The sequence below is a fragment of the Rhodococcus sp. H-CA8f genome (assembly GCF_002501585.1).
GTDB classification, from domain to species: domain Bacteria; phylum Actinomycetota; class Actinomycetes; order Mycobacteriales; family Mycobacteriaceae; genus Rhodococcus_F; species Rhodococcus_F erythropolis.
The window spans coordinates 2991999-3006335 of record NZ_CP023720.1; the positions used below are offsets into that span (position 1 = coordinate 2991999).

At 64.0% G+C, this 14337-nt stretch carries 16 protein-coding genes; 7 read left to right on the forward strand and 9 right to left on the reverse strand.

Going from position 1 to position 14337, the window contains the following annotated elements:
* Positions 1-17: 17 nt before the first annotated feature.
* Complete coding sequence (locus CPI83_RS14000; RefSeq protein WP_007733394.1) at positions 18-554, forward strand: YbhB/YbcL family Raf kinase inhibitor-like protein; 537 nt, start codon at positions 18-20, stop codon at positions 552-554.
* Between the two features lie 58 nt (positions 555-612).
* On the opposite strand, the gene CPI83_RS14005 is transcribed toward CPI83_RS14000, so the two are convergent.
* The 3 genes from CPI83_RS14005 to CPI83_RS14015 all read right to left on the reverse strand — a co-directional run bounded on the left by CPI83_RS14005 (position 613) and on the right by CPI83_RS14015 (position 3032).
* Positions 613-1683: a quinone-dependent dihydroorotate dehydrogenase gene (locus CPI83_RS14005; protein WP_020907828.1), complete on the reverse strand. Its 1071-nt coding sequence runs from the start codon at positions 1681-1683 to the stop codon at positions 613-615.
* Between the two features lie 75 nt (positions 1684-1758).
* A complete protein-coding gene (locus CPI83_RS14010) occupies positions 1759-2007 on the reverse strand; it encodes a DUF5703 family protein (RefSeq protein WP_003946171.1) in 249 nt (82 codons plus the stop codon).
* Complete coding sequence (locus CPI83_RS14015) at positions 2007-3032, reverse strand: hypothetical protein (protein ID WP_019748546.1); 1026 nt, start codon at positions 3030-3032, stop codon at positions 2007-2009. The genes CPI83_RS14010 and CPI83_RS14015 overlap by 1 nt, the downstream gene beginning before the upstream one ends.
* A 183-nt stretch (positions 3033-3215) precedes the next feature.
* Between CPI83_RS14015 and CPI83_RS14020 the strand changes: the two genes are divergently transcribed.
* Positions 3216-3638, forward strand: a complete 423-nt coding sequence (locus tag CPI83_RS14020) for a hypothetical protein (RefSeq protein WP_020969683.1) — start codon at positions 3216-3218, stop codon at positions 3636-3638.
* Here the strand turns inward: CPI83_RS14020 and CPI83_RS14025 are convergent.
* From CPI83_RS14025 to CPI83_RS14045, 5 genes are all read right to left on the reverse strand, one after another.
* The gene (locus CPI83_RS14025) at positions 3619-4482 is read right to left on the reverse strand and encodes a heme ABC transporter ATP-binding protein (RefSeq protein WP_097387353.1); all 864 of its coding nucleotides are present in this window, start codon (positions 4480-4482) and stop codon (positions 3619-3621) included. The two genes, CPI83_RS14020 and CPI83_RS14025, sit on opposite strands and share 20 nt — an antisense overlap.
* A complete protein-coding gene (locus CPI83_RS14030; RefSeq protein ID WP_019748543.1) occupies positions 4479-5576 on the reverse strand; it encodes an iron ABC transporter permease in 1098 nt (365 codons plus the stop codon). The genes CPI83_RS14025 and CPI83_RS14030 overlap by 4 nt, the downstream gene beginning before the upstream one ends.
* 63 nt (positions 5577-5639) lie before the next feature.
* A complete protein-coding gene (locus CPI83_RS14035) occupies positions 5640-6647 on the reverse strand; it encodes an ABC transporter substrate-binding protein (protein WP_069146600.1) in 1008 nt (335 codons plus the stop codon).
* Complete coding sequence (locus CPI83_RS14040; protein ID WP_003946162.1) at positions 6644-7330, reverse strand: biliverdin-producing heme oxygenase; 687 nt, start codon at positions 7328-7330, stop codon at positions 6644-6646. Before CPI83_RS14040 ends, CPI83_RS14035 begins: the two co-directional genes overlap by 4 nt.
* A gap of 92 nt (positions 7331-7422) precedes the next feature.
* The gene (locus tag CPI83_RS14045; RefSeq protein ID WP_003946175.1) at positions 7423-8358 is read right to left on the reverse strand and encodes an aldo/keto reductase; all 936 of its coding nucleotides are present in this window, start codon (positions 8356-8358) and stop codon (positions 7423-7425) included.
* A gap of 228 nt (positions 8359-8586) precedes the next feature.
* On the opposite strand from CPI83_RS14045, the gene CPI83_RS14050 reads away from it, so the two are divergent.
* From CPI83_RS14050 to CPI83_RS14065, 4 genes are read left to right on the forward strand one after another with little or no spacing between them, the layout of a single operon-like run.
* Positions 8587-9432: an undecaprenyl-diphosphate phosphatase gene (locus CPI83_RS14050; protein ID WP_019748539.1), complete on the forward strand. Its 846-nt coding sequence runs from the start codon at positions 8587-8589 to the stop codon at positions 9430-9432.
* A gap of 58 nt (positions 9433-9490) precedes the next feature.
* The gene (locus CPI83_RS14055; protein WP_019748538.1) at positions 9491-10186 is read left to right on the forward strand and encodes a histidine phosphatase family protein; all 696 of its coding nucleotides are present in this window, start codon (positions 9491-9493) and stop codon (positions 10184-10186) included.
* Positions 10187-10241: 55 nt separating this feature from the next.
* Positions 10242-10841 (forward strand): DUF3090 domain-containing protein, encoded by a 600-nt coding sequence (locus CPI83_RS14060; RefSeq protein ID WP_019748537.1) that lies wholly within the window; start codon positions 10242-10244, stop codon positions 10839-10841.
* Between the two features lie 4 nt (positions 10842-10845).
* A complete protein-coding gene (locus CPI83_RS14065; protein ID WP_019748536.1) occupies positions 10846-11652 on the forward strand; it encodes an SCO1664 family protein in 807 nt (268 codons plus the stop codon).
* Here CPI83_RS14065 and CPI83_RS14070 read toward each other — a convergent pair.
* The gene (locus CPI83_RS14070; protein WP_003946187.1) at positions 11649-12110 is read right to left on the reverse strand and encodes a MarR family transcriptional regulator; all 462 of its coding nucleotides are present in this window, start codon (positions 12108-12110) and stop codon (positions 11649-11651) included. The two genes, CPI83_RS14065 and CPI83_RS14070, sit on opposite strands and share 4 nt — an antisense overlap.
* A gap of 84 nt (positions 12111-12194) precedes the next feature.
* Here CPI83_RS14070 and CPI83_RS14075 point away from each other — a divergent pair, with 84 nt between their 5' ends.
* Positions 12195-14330 carry an MMPL family transporter gene (locus tag CPI83_RS14075; RefSeq protein WP_020907821.1) on the forward strand — a complete coding sequence of 712 codons (2136 nt, stop codon included), beginning with the start codon at positions 12195-12197 and terminating at the stop codon, positions 14328-14330.
* Positions 14331-14337: the final 7 nt, after the last annotated feature.

Genomic DNA, 14337 nt, shown 5'->3' on the forward strand with positions numbered 1-14337 from the left:
TCACAGAAAGGATTCGCATGGCGCACGATCCGTACGAACCATTGCCGAAGTTGCCGAGTTTCGAGCTGACCAGTGACGACATCACTGCGGGCCAGCCGCTGAAGCTTGCTCAGGCCAGTGGAGCTTTCGGTGTTCCCGGTGGCGAAGACATCTCACCGCAGCTCTCGTGGTCCGGCTTTCCGGCCGAGACGAAGAGCTTCGTGGTGACGGTGTTCGATCCGGACGCACCGACGGCGTCAGGATTCTGGCACTGGGCCGTGGCGAACATCCCCGCTTCCGTCACCGAACTCCCGGCCGGTGCCGGCGCGGCGGACAGCGATGTCCTGCCTGCCGGAACCGTCACCCTCCGCCACGACGGTGGCGGGTTCGGTTTCATCGGCGCAGGCCCGCCTCCCGGGCACGGTCCGCATCGCTACATCGTGGCGGTGCATGCCCTCGACGTGGAGACGCTCGACGGAGTCACCCCTGACTCGTCGCCGGCGTTCCTCGGTTTCAACGTGTTCCATCACGCGATCGCGCGTGCAACCCTGACCGGGACGTTCGAGGTCGAGTAATCACTTTGCTGTGCGCCTTTATTAACCGCGGGCGGTTAATAAAGGCGCACAGCAGTTCCTAGCGAGGGTTCTCAGCTCCCACTGCCTGGGCGATCGACGAGAAGCCGGCTGCGCGGACCCGCTTGGCTATGCCCTTGTGGATGCTGCGAGCCCAGAACGGTCCGCCGTAGATGAAGCCGGTGTACCCCTGCACCAGCGTCGCGCCGGCGAGGATGCGCTCCCACGCCTGGTCGGCTGTCTCGATACCGCCGACCGAGATGATGGTCATCTTGTCGCCGACTCGGGCGTACAGGCGCCGGAGCACCTCGAGCGAGCGGTCGGCCACCGGTGCACCGGACAGCCCGCCAGCGCCGAGTGCAGCTACCTCGGCATCCGGGGTCTTCAAACCGTCGCGGCGGATCGTGGTGTTGGTCGCGACGATTCCGGCAAGCCCGAGTTCGACTGCCAGATCGGCGACAGCGTCGACGTCCTCGTCCGAGAGATCGGGCGCGATCTTCACCAGTACCGGCACGCTGACGGTGTCGAGCACGGCCTGCAGGATCGGGCGCAGAGATTCGACGGCCTGCAGATCACGGAGTCCGGGTGTGTTCGGCGAGCTGACATTCACGACCATGAAGTCGGCCAGCGGACCCAGAAGCTGGGCGCTGGCCGTGTAGTCGGCAGCGGCGTCGACAGCTTCGACGATCTTGGTCTTGCCGATGTTGGCACCGATCGGCACCGTGACGCGGCGCTGTCGCAGGAAATTCGCCGCGTGACCAGCGCCGTGGTTGTTGAAGCCCATTCGGTTGATCAGAGCGCGGTCGGCCGGAAGTCGGAAGAGACGTGGCGCGGGATTACCGGGCTGAGCTTGGGCTGTCACTGTTCCGACCTCGGCGAAACCGAAGCCCAACGGGCCCCAGGCGTCGACTCCGGTGGCGTCCTTGTCGAATCCTGCGGCCAGGCCGAGAGGTGCCGGGAACGTCAGACCGAAAGCCTGACTGCGCAGAACCGGGTCGTCGACGACAAGGACTTTTGCGACCAGCCAGCGAAGGGGAGCGAACCGTGTCACCAGTTTCATCGCGGTGAAGGCAATGTGGTGGATGCGTTCCGGTGGGACTCGGAACATCAGGCTCAGCAGCAGTTGGTACACGATTCTCCAGCTCTTCGATGGTGTGATTTTGTCAGCGGTTTCGATAGCGGCGGGTTCTGGTCGTCTGTTGAACGATCAGTGCTGAATGCCGTCCGGATCGGTCACGTGCAGCGGCGTCTTCTTTCGCTTGAGGAGCACGCGACGGCTGCCGTCGGGGTAGAGACGGACTCGGGAGAGTTCCCACCCGCCGAACTCGGCGGAGATCGCCAGGCGCATCGACGCCGTGACCCGCGAAACGTTCGGCGGTAGCCGGAGCGGCACGTAGTCGAACTTGTCGTCCGACGTCTCCCACTGCGCGGGGATCCCGCGCGTACGCTTTTCCATCAGTTCTCCCGTGACGGGATGACCTGCAGCCCGTCACCGGTTGCCGATCCGACGATCAGATTGCCGTTGGAAGAGTCTACGGCCAACGAATTCGGCTGTCGCACCGTCTTGAACCGTCCGGTCTCCACGGGGATGCCGGACGACAGATCGAAGCCGACCACTTCGTTGGTCGCCGTCAGTGTCACCCACACCCGATCCGCGGTCTCGTCGTAGGCGACGGCGTAAGGCGATTCGCCGACGGGGTAGCGCTGGTGCATCAGGAGCGGATCGGCAGTGAAGACGAGCAGTTCGTTGCCGGTGGTGTCGGTGACAAGGATGCGTCCGAAGCGATCGGTGGCCAGATGAGTTGCGCCCTCACCGGCGCGAAGAGCGACGCCGAGTTTGCCGTCTTCGAGATTGATCGCCGTCAGCGAGGTCTGACGGTGATCGAGGGCGCTCAGGTTGTCGCCGGTAACCGCAAGTTCGTCGACGGATGCAAACCCCGAAACCGTCTGTGACTGATCGGTCTTCGGGTCGACGATGTGAACTGAACCATTGTCCGTGCCGATCGCGATGCGGCCGTCGGTCAGCTCGACCGCGGAGTTCGCCTGGCCGTCGACCGGTATGGACGTCTGTTCGCCCGATGTCAGATTCAGCTTCACTACCTGGCGATCCATCGCCAGCAGAGCGCTACCGTCGGAGCCGATCGAAACGTCGCGTACGTCTGAATCCAGAGCTATCGGACGACCTGCGGAGGCGGGGTCGGCGCCGGCCAAACTGTCCGAAGGAACGACCAGCACCGATCGTGGGTCGTTGGCAACCAGAACAGCGCTGCGCGTGATCGGGTCGAATGTGATGGAATCGATCAGACCTGAATACGGGTGAACCACGCCGTCCGGGGTGCTGGTGGTGGCCGGTGAGACCGCTGCCGTAGCGGGATCGATCGTGATGAGGTCGTCTCCGCCATCTCCGGAAGAACATCCTGTGACCAGCAGAACCGCCGCCCCCATTGCTGCTGCAGTGGTGCGGATCCCTAGGCGAGCCATGTGTAGTTCCTCTTTTTCTTGTCATCTGTTCTTCACGCAGTGCGACTGTCATCGATCATCCCTGATCGCAGTCGGGCGCCGTTCATCGCGTCGAGGAACTACCGACCATTCCGCTCACACCCTTGACGCGATACCGTACGAACAGCGGTTGCGGTTGACGCTGCAATCACCGAGGAGATCATTGTGATTCCCACAGAACCCACCGATTCCGGCGCACAGCCGCCCGAACCGGCGCGGCCGGGCTTCGAGATCGAGGACCTCACCGTCGGCGCTCATGCACACGGTTTCGGCAGGTCCGACGGTCGAACTTTCGCGTTCCGCGTACGCAAGAGCGTGCTGTTCGTCGAGGTTTACGGCGAATACTGCGAGCACAGTGTGCCGACCCCTTCGGACGTTGTCGCCACGGCGGAGCGATCGGTCACCGACATCGATCTGACCGACGAGCGAAGCATCGCCGGTGTGGTTCGCGACGCAGTTCTCTCGACCGAGACTGATTGGTCACATCCGGACGTCGGTGACGGCGTTCGTCAGGGCGAGGGTCGCAGCCTGCCGACGGTGAGAGCAGTCCTGAACAGGCTGGGATCGATCATCGATTCTGTTCGGTGAATTCTCGGCGCGGGATAACCAGCGTTGCTCCGGTTGTCGGATGCGGGAACACCTCGACCGGATAACCGTAGACGCGGGTCAGAAGCTCTTCGTGTAGCACCGATTCCGGGGGACCGTCGGCGGCGATGCGTCCATTCTCGAGTACGACGATTCGGTCGGCATACGCCGCTGCCAACGCGAGATCGTGCAAAACGACGACGACGGCATCGCCGTCCGCAGCGCGAGCGCGCGCCACGGACATCACCGCTTCCTGGTGTCCGAGATCGAGTGCTGCAGTCGGCTCGTCCAGCAGGATGGTCGACGTTTCCTGTGCCAGTACCCGGGCAAGAGCGACCCGCGCCTGCTCGCCACCGGACAGCACGGCGAACGGCCGATTGGCGAACCCCTCGACATCGCAGGTCTTCATCGCCGCGGTGATAGCAGCGCCGTCGCGGTCTTCTCGGCGCGTTCCGGCCCATGGCGCACGTCCCATGCGAACGACCTGGCGAGCGCTGAACGAAAATCCGATCGTGTGTTTCTGGGGGAGAACCGCGCGTCGGCGCGCCATGTCGATCGGCGCCCACTGAGTGAGGTCGGTGCCTTCGACGTCCACCCGCCCAGCGATGACGGGCTGATCACCGGCCAACGCCGCAAGAAGAGTCGACTTACCGGCGCCGTTCGGTCCGACGAGGACGACGAGCTCGCCTGCCCGGACTTCGATGGATACGCCTTCGAGAATGTGTCGACCACCGCGTTCGACGGTGATGTCGCGCGCTTCGAGGGTGACATCACCGACGCCAGGGCTTTCCGGTTCGGGGGTGACGTGGCCGAACAGTTCGCGCCAGTTTCTTACGAGGCTGCTCATGCCCACCCGCCCTGTTGCGCGCGTGTTCGTCGGAGAAGCCAGAAGAAGAAGGGGCCGCCAACCAGAGCGGTCAGCATTCCGAGGGGCAGGTCTGCGTTGTCGATCAGCGACCGCGAGCCGAGATCTGCGACAAGCAGAACCAGTGCGCCGGCAAGGGCGCTCGCCGGAATCAGCGCGCGGTGGCCGGGGCCGACAAGAATGCGCATCAGGTGCGGAACGATCAGTCCGACGAAGAGGATGATGCCGGTGAAGGCAACACTCGCCGAGACCAGGAGAGCGACGATCAGAACCGCGAACTGGCGCAGCCGTTCGACGTTGACACCCAGGTGACGAGCTGCATGTTCACCGAGTGCGAGAAGGTCCAGACGCGGAGCGATCATGACCGTCGCGGCAATTCCGACAACGGTCATCGGCGCCACGATCATGACGGCATTCCACGACGCTCCGTTGAGTGAGCCGAGTTGCCAGAACACGATCTGATCGCGAGCGGACGGGCTGGCGACGAAGGTGAAGAACGCGATGAGTCCGCCGGCGAACGCATTGATCGCGACGCCGGTCAGCACCAATGTCACTACTTCGGTTCGGCCTTCGTGGCGCGCAAGCAGGTAGACCGCCGCGGTGGTGAACAGCCCGGCGACGAACGCTGCCGCAGCAACGGCCCAGCCGGCCACGAACGTGCCGCCGACGACGATGACAGCGCTCGCGCCAACTGCAGCGCCCGCGGACACTCCGATCACCCCGGGCTCCGCGAGTGGATTGGAGAACACACCCTGCAGGAGCGCACCGGAACATCCCAGCGCCGCGCCGACACAGATGGCGAGCACGACGCGGGGGAAGCGAACCTCCCACAAAGTCACTTCACCGCTGGGATGGGCGGGCATCGGACCGAGATCGATCCCGATGCGGTGCAGGATGCTGCCCAAAACCTCGAGAGGCGATGTCGGAACTTGACCGATGCACGCCGACAGCACTGCGACGATCACCAGGGCGAGAGTCAAGCTGACCAGAACCGCACTCACCCGCGACCGCGACGCGGGGCCAGACGCCGATTTGTCGGCGCCCCCGACGTCATGTGAATCCTCGGCTGCGGACACAGACTTACCTGCTTCGGAACTACCTGTTTCTGTACTCACGAATCAGCACTCACAAATCTTTGCTCACGATCCACCGGGCTCGTAGATCGCTTCGGCGAGTGCCGCCATGACGCGTCCGGTGTTCGGCCCGAAGCTGAGCAGGACACCGTCCTCCATGTCGACTACTCGTTTGTTCTTTCCGGCCGGCGTCTGAGCGATGCCGGGGACCTTTTCGAGGCCGTCGATTCCGCCGATCGATGCCAATCCGTCCGTCATCATCAGCAGGGCGTCAGGCGCTGCGGCGATGAGCGCTTCGCTGGTGATGGGTACGAACTGTTGTGTGATGCCCGAGGCGGTACCCGCATCTGTGGCGCCGAGGGCCTCGATCAAGGAATCGGCACCCGAACCTGCACCGCCGATCATGGTGATGGCCGATCCGCGCATGTAGAGGAACGCGATCTTCAGTGGATCGCCGTCGTTGGGAACCAGATCGCGCGCAGCAGCGATCTCCGATTCGGTTCGATCGATCAGCGCTGCGCCCTGGGCCGGAACGCCGAGCGCGTCGGCGACTGCTTGGATCTGCCCCGGCACACCTTCGAGGGTTCGGGTCGGGTCGAAGAACACCACGGGAACACCGGCGGCGCGCAACTGATCCTGGACGCTCTTGGGCCCGATGCTCGTGTCAGTGAGAACCACGGTGGGATTCAAATCGAGGATGGCTTCGGTATTGAGCGATTGGCCGCCGACCGTGACAACCGGTACGTCCGCGACCGCGGGGAACTTGGCGGCGGTGTCGCGGCCGACAAGGTTGTCACCGAGGCCGAGCGCCACCGTTGTCGTTGCGAGCGTCCCGTAGCGGTCGGCCGCAACGATCCGGCTGTTGTCGGTGATGGTCACGTCGACGCCGTCGAAGCTCTTCACCGTCACGGGCAGCGTTGCGGTCGGGTTGTCGGACACGGGAACCGGGCTGGAATCTTCGAGTACTGCGGTCCGGGCACCCTGAGATGTCGTGGAGTTGTCGCTGGATCCGCAAGCCACCAGACCGAAACCGGCTGCTGCGACCAGTGCCGCCGCGGCCAAGCGCTTCATCATTTGACGAGGTAGCTCTCGATGTCGCCTTCGAGGTCGGCGAACAGGTCACCGTTGAGGCGGTACGCCAGATTCACCTCGTCGATGAAACGCTGCTGTTCTTCGGCCGGAATCTGCAGCGCATCCAGATTCGAGCGGTAGTCGTCCTTGAAAGGCTTCGGCTTGGGGATGCCTTCGAAGATGTAGAAGCGAAGTCCGTCGGTCTCGAATCCGTAGGCGCGCTCGAGCATCCGGCGGATGATCTGTCCGCCCGAGAGGTCACCCATGTATCGCAGGTAGTGATGTGCGACGAAGCCGGCGGGCCAGTCGAACGCCACTTCCTTCAGTCGGGCGATGTAACGCTCGGTTGCCGGCAAGGCCACGAGTTCGTCGCGCCAGTTCGGTCCGCCGAGGAACTCGAGATCGGCTTCGAGCGAAGCCACCCGCAACAGATCCTCGGACAGGAACGGAGCGACCAACTCGTTGTCGGCGTGTGTGCGGCCGGCCTCTTCGAGGCTCGTGTAGACGAGGTACGTCTGTCCCAGAAGAGCGGCGTAGCCAGCCGTGGTCAGCTCACCGCCGAGAAGCGCGCCTACGAATCGGGACTGCTCCGTCTCGCGGTGTGCTGCGTCCGTCTCGGTCTTGATTCGTTCGGAGAAGGCGGGGCCTGCGTCTGCGGAAAGGCTGTCTACGTCGAGCGTGGTCATTGATTCTCCTGAGGCTGTAGTCAAGCGTTGCCTACTAGGTTAGCCTGCCCTCGCCAACACGATACCTTCGGTATTTCGATCAGCGGGACAGATCAAGCGCTCACATCGTCGAGAGCCGCGGCAATCGCTTTCGGAAGTTCCAATTCTTCGGTTGCCAGTACTCCTGTCAACTGGGCGAGATCCCGCGTGCCGACGACGGCGCTGGCCACCCCGGCGCGATCGCGCGCCCAGGCCAGTGCCACCGCCAGTGGGGAAGTACCCAGACCGTCGGCGGCGGTAACGACGGCGTCGACCACCCGGATCGAGGAATCGGTCAGATAACTCTGCACATCCTGCGAATGTGCTTCGTCGGCGCCGCGGGAATCGACGGGAATGCCGTCGCGGTACTTGCCGGTCAGAACACCGCCCGCCAGGGGTACTGCGGCGAACACTCCGACGCCGTGGTGGGCCGCCGCTGCGAACAATTCTTCCTCGACGCCGCGCGCGAGCAACGAGTACTCGGCCTGCGTCGCGGCGAGTGTTGTTGCGCCACCGGCTCCGACGGCCGTCGCGAGCTGCCAGCCGAGGTAGCCGCGCACGCCCACATACCGCACCTTGCCGCTCGAGACCGCGTAGTCGAGGGTTGCTGCAACCTCGTCGACGGGCGTGAGCGGATCCCAGGTTGCGACCTGCCACATGTCGAGGAAGTCGGTTCCGAGTTCACGAAGAGTCGCGTCGAGCTGGCGGAGCAATCCGCGCCGCGAGCAGTCGACGCGGTCGGTGCCGATCGGAGTGGGATCGATGCCGGCGCTCGAGCTGATGATGAGTTCGTCACGTGGAACGACGTCGTCGAGCAACTCGGCGAGGATCCGTTGCGCCGCACCGGCGCCGTATGCGGGCGAGGTGTCGACCAAGGTTCCGCCGGCCTCGGCGAATGCGAGCAGCTGCGCCGCAGCCTCGTCGCCGTCCGTGTCGCGTCCCCATGTCAGTGTGCCGAGCCCAAGTCGCGAGACCCGAAGTCCGCTCGTTCCGACAGATCTGTGCTTCATAACCGCCTGCATCTCGCGCCCGACTCGTGTGCGCAAGTGCGGCACCCGAGAGATCTCACCACGTGCAGACTAGTAGGCGCTCGCCTCGAGTCGGGGTATTCGGACACGGACGTGCCGGGCGCGGCGCGGCGCCGTGGGCCCCGGTAGCGTGGCGCCGGTGAAACGTGAACCCGACACACGAAACCTGTGTGCAGTAACCCCATTCGAATCAGCCGGGATCGGTGAGTGATGGGCGAAGCGATGACCTGGCTCCAGGCCGTGATCCTGGGCCTCGTGCAGGGATTGACCGAGTTCTTGCCCATCTCGTCTTCCGGACATTTGCGAATCGTGTCGGAGATATTCTTCGGCAGTGACGCCGGTGCGTCGTTCACCGCGGTGACGCAGCTCGGCACCGAACTGGCTGTGTTGATCTACTTCGCGCGCGACATCGTGAGGATCATCACTGCCTGGTTCCGGGGTGTGTTCAATGCCGAGCACCGGGGCGATCTCGATTACCGGATGGGCTGGTACGTCATCATCGGTACCATTCCGGTCGGCATCCTCGGGTTTCTGTTCAAAGACCAGATCCGTACCGGCGCACGCAATCTGTGGCTGATTGCCACAATGTTGATCGTGTTCGCGCTCGTCATCGCCGCTGCCGAGTACTACGGACGCAAGACGCGCCCGATCGAATCGCTCACAGCGCGCGACGGCATCATCATGGGTTCGGCTCAGGCACTCGCGCTCATCCCGGGTGTCTCACGTTCGGGTGGCACGATCAGTGCCGGTCTTTTCCTCGGACTCACCCGTGAGGCCGCAGCTCGTTACTCGTTCCTGCTGGCAATCCCGGCGGTTCTCGCCTCCGGTTTGTTCAGCCTCCCGGATGCCTTCGAGCCGGCCGGTGAGGGTCTGAACGCGAGCGGTCCGCAGTTGCTGGTGGCAACCGTCATCGCCTTCGCGGTCGGTTACGCAGCGATCGCCTGGCTGCTTCGATTTGTTGTCGATCACTCCATGTACTGGTTCGTGGGATACAGAATCGCTCTCGGCGTAGTCGTCCTTGCGCTGCTGGCCACAGGGGTCGTGTCCGCGACATAGAGCCCGTTTCGACGTCGACCACCCGTCCGTGCGGCCACCGCCCCATTAGGGTTGTGGAATGACAGTTGTCCTACTGCGGCACGGGCGGTCGACGTCCAACACTGCCCATACCCTGGCCGGTCGAACGCCGGGTGTGGAACTCGACGACCACGGCCGGAAACAGGCCGAAGGCGTCGTCGATCGGCTGGTCGGTCTGGACATCGCGGAGATCGTCCGCTCGCCGCTGTTGCGGTGCGAGCAGACGGTCGGCCCCATTGCCGTCGACCGTGGTCTGACGCCGGTGGTCGAGGATCGCCTGATCGAGGTCGATTACGGCGACTGGACGGGTCGCCCGCTCAAGGAGCTGTTGGAAGAACCGCTCTGGAAAGTGGTGCAGCGCCACGCTTCCGGCGCAGTCTTTCCCGGCGGTGAAGGGCTGGCCCAGGTACAGGCGCGAGCCGTTGCCGCGATCCGAGAGCACGATGCACGGCTGGCCGAAGAGCACGGCAAGGACGTCGTCTGGATCGCCTGCACACACGGTGACGTCATCAAATCGGTTCTCGCCGACGCGTTTGCGATGCACCTCGATTCGTTCCAGCGGATCGTCGCCGAGCCGGCCTCGGTCAGCGTGATTCGCTACACGGCCACACTGCCGTTCGTTCTTCGAGTCAACGACACCGGAGACGTGCTCGCAGCGATCAGTGCAGCGAAGACCGCGACCAACGGTTCGGCTCCCGCGCAGGAGTCCGTCCCCGGTGGAGAGGTCGGTGCGTGAGCTGTGACGGATAATGGGTATTCAGTGATGTTCTGCTCGAACTCGAGGAGGTGCAATGTCGCGCGCGATTCACGTATTTCGCACTCCTGACCGATTTGTCGCAGGAACGGTGGGCGAGCCCGGTGACAGGTCTTTCTATCTCCAAGCCGTGCACGATTCACGGGTGGTGAGTGTGCTGCTCGAGAAGCAGCAGGTTCAGGTCCTCGCCGATCGCATGGGCCTTCTCCTCGAAGAGGTACATCGACGCTTCGGAACCGAGGTTCCGCCGCAGGCCGACGATGTCTCCGATCTCAGCCCGCTGGTCACACCGCTCGACGCGGAGTTCCGGGTCGGCACGATGGGGCTCGGTTGGGACGCCGATGCCGGTGCGGTCGTCGTGGAGTTGCTTGCCGTCAGCGAGACGGAGTTCGACGAATCGGTTGTCCTCGACGACGCCGACGACGGTCCGGACGCGGTCCGTGTGTTCCTGACCCCGGAACAAGCGCGCGAATTCTCGCTCCGATCCGAACGCGTCATCGCGGCGGGACGCGCGCCATGCCCTCTGTGTGGTGAGCCGCTGGCGCCCGAGGGGCACGTGTGCATCCGAACCAACGGATACCGGCGCGGCGAGTCCTTCGGTTTTGCGATCGACGACGCAGACGACGACGAGGTCTGACGTCGTGTCCGAACCTGGAGTGCCGGACGTTCTGCTCGAGGGAGATCTGACCCTGATCGGCCAGATCACCACGGCAAGCAACGCCACGCTGGTGTGCGAGTCGACTCTGGGGGAGCAGTCCACCCGTGTGGTCTACAAACCGGTGCGGGGTGAACGCCCACTGTGGGATTTCCCGGACGGCACTCTGGCCGGGCGTGAGGTTGCGTCGTACCGCGTGTCCGAGGCGCTGGGCTGGGGAGTGATTCCGCGAACAGTGTTGCGGGACGGCCCTTTCGGGACAGGCATGGTGCAGCGCTGGATTGACACCGTCGATCGCCGCGCGGATGGATCTGGCGGACTCGAGATGGTCGACCTGTGCAGTCCCGGCAATGTTCCGCCAGGGTGGTTCGAGGTCCTGCAGGCCTTCGACTCGGAGGGCGAACCAGTCTCTCTGATCCATGCGGACGATCCACGGCTGCAGCGAATGGCCGTTCTGGACGTCCTCATCAACAACGCCGACCGCAAAGGTGGTCACGCCCTCGAAGGCGTCGACGGCTCGGTGTACGGCGTTGATCACGGAATCTGTCTTCACTCGGAGAACAAGCTGCGGACCGTGTTGTGGGGGTGGGCGGGGCAGCCCGTACCCGGTGCTTTGATCGCCGACGTCGCCGAATTCGCGACAACTCTCGATGGAGATCTCGGGGACGAGTTGTCCGAACTGATCACCGAAGAGGAAATCGTGGCCTTGGCGGTCCGGGCGATGCAGTTCGCCGAGTCCGCGGTAATGCCCGAACCGAACGGCCATCGAACGATTCCCTGGCCGGCTTTCTAGTCTCGAGACGTTTCCTGCTGTTCGCGAGTTGCCGTCTTCAATCCGGGTGAGCGAACCAATCGCAGTAGTTGTTCGCGCAGCGCGGCGACGTCCCCGACGCCGACGGTCAACGCCGCATCTTCCTTCTCGAGCGTCAGTAGTCGCTCGTACGTCAGTCTTCCGGCGTCGGTTATCGCGATCACGCGCCGACGCTCGTCCCGCGGATCGGTGTCACGCGTGACGTAACCCGCTCGTTCGAGACGGTCGATCGTGCGGCTCATCGTCTGATCGGTGACGCGGGCGTTCTTCGCGATGTCGCGTTGAGACGCCGCCCCACCGGCGATCGAGTGGAGCACGATCAGGCCCGCGTGCGTCATGTCCTGAGACCGCAGAACCTTCTCCCACGAGTGCTCTACCAGGCGCGCAGCGGTGGACAACAGCCGGCCGGTTGGCCAGTCGTCCAGGCCGTCGCTGCTCATGTTTTTGCCTTCCGTTTGCAATTACTCAGCATGCTGAACAAAATAGTCGGCAAGTCCTCTCTGCTGCCGATCCCTGGAGACCCAGTGAGCACACCAGTACAAAATCGTCCTGTTCGTCGCCTTCGATGGATTGTGCCAGCTCTCCTCGTGATCGGCTGGCTGGCAATCGGAGGATTCGGCGGCCCGTTCGCCGGAAAGCTCAGCACCGTGCAGCAGAACGACAACACGTCGTTCCTGCCGGCGTCGGCCGAAGCCACCGAGGTGGCAAAGCTTCAAGAGAGCTTCACGGACACCCGCTTCGTGCCGGCCATCGTCGTGGCGGAACGACCAGGTGGCCTCGAGCCCACCGACTCCACCTTCCTGTCCCAGACCGTCGATTCGTTTGTCGGTACCGAGGGATTCGGTGACGCGTCATCGCCGCCGATCCCGTCGGCCGACGGCCAGGCGTTGCAGATGTTCCTGCCGGTCGACAGCACCCTCGAGGTCAAGGACAGCGTGAAAGCGCTGCGCGCGGCGCTGGAGTCGAGCCCTGACGGACTGACAGTCAAGGTCACCGGCCCCGCTGGGCAGGTTGCGGATCTGTCGGCAGCATTCGCCGGTATCGACGGACTGCTGTTGTTGGTAGCCGGATCCGTCGTGATCCTGATCCTGATCATCGTCTACCGGAGCCCGATCCTGCCGTTCGTGGTGATCTTTTCGGCGATCTTCGCACTCGGATTGTCGAGCTTGCTCGTGTATCTGCTCGCCGACGCGGACGTCATCGCACTGAACGGTCAGAGCCAGGGCATCCTGTTCATCCTCGTGTTCGGTGCCGCCACCGACTACGCGCTGCTTCTGGTCTCTCGCTACCGTGAGGAATTGCGGATCGAGAAGGACAAGTACGCAGCAATGCGGACTGCGTGGCGCGCGACGCTCGAACCCGTCGCGGCGTCTGCCGGAACGGTCATCGCGGGCGTTCTGTGCCTGTTGCTCTCCGACCTGAACTCGAACCGCGGGCTGGGCCCGGTGGCCGCCATCGGTATCGCCGCGTCCTTCCTCGCATCGATGACGTTCCTACCTGCAGTCCTCGTTCTGTTCGGGCGGACTGCGTACTGGCCGACCAAGCCGAAGTTCGACGCCGACCGCGAGCACCACGACGAGGCGAACGATCACCGGTTCTGGGCCGGGCTCGCTGCTCGAATCGGACGGCACCCGCGCCGCTTCTGGGTGGCGTCGACGCTGGTGCTTGTGATCTTCGCGCTGATGATGCCGCAGTTCAAAGCCAGCGGCGTCTCTTCGTCCGACATCTTCTTGCTCGACGTCGATTCGGTTGCAGGCCAGGAGATTCTCGGCGAGCACTTCGACGCGGGTTCGGGTTCCCCGGCCGTGGTCATCGCGAATGCGGATCAGGTGGACGCCGTCGCGGCAGCCAGTCGCGTGGAGGGCGTCAGCGACGTGAGCGTCGTGCAGAACGGAGGAGCCCCACTGGTTGTCGACGGACGAGTCTCCCTGCAGGCGACGCTGACTGACGCTGCCGACTCACTCGAGGCCGAAGACACCATCGTGCGACTACGTGATGCAGTTCACTCCGTGGACGGTGCCGACGCGTTGGTCGGTGGCGTCACTGCGACCGACCTCGACACGAAGACCACCTCGACACGGGACCGGACACTCATCATTCCCGTGGTGATCATCGTGGTGTTCGTGATTCTCTCCTTGTTGCTGCGTTCGCTTCTCGCACCGCTGCTTCTCATGGGCACCGTTGTGCTCTCGTTTGCTGCGACACTGGGCATTTCGTCGCTGGTGTTCGACCACGTCTTCGGGTTCCCCGGCGCGGATCCGGTGGTCCCGCTGTTTGCGTTCGTGTTCCTGGTGGCTCTGGGAATCGACTACAACATCTTCCTCATGACGAGGGTGCGTGAGGAAGCGCTGAAGATCGGCACTCGGGCGGGTGCGCTGCGGGGACTCACCGTGACCGGCGGGGTGATCACCTCTGCCGGAGTTGTTCTGGCAGCAACCTTCTCGGCGTTGGCGGTGATCCCGCTGTTGTTCCTCGCGCAGATCGCGTTCATCGTGGCGTTCGGTGTCCTGCTCGACGCTCTGATCGTCCGATCCTTGCTGGTCCCGGCCCTGACCTACGACATCGGTCAGAAGATCTGGTGGCCGAGCAAGCTCGCGTCGACGCCCGAACCGGAGCAGGATCAGCCAGCACCTTCCCAGCCTCAGAGCAGTCTCCACTAGGCTCGGC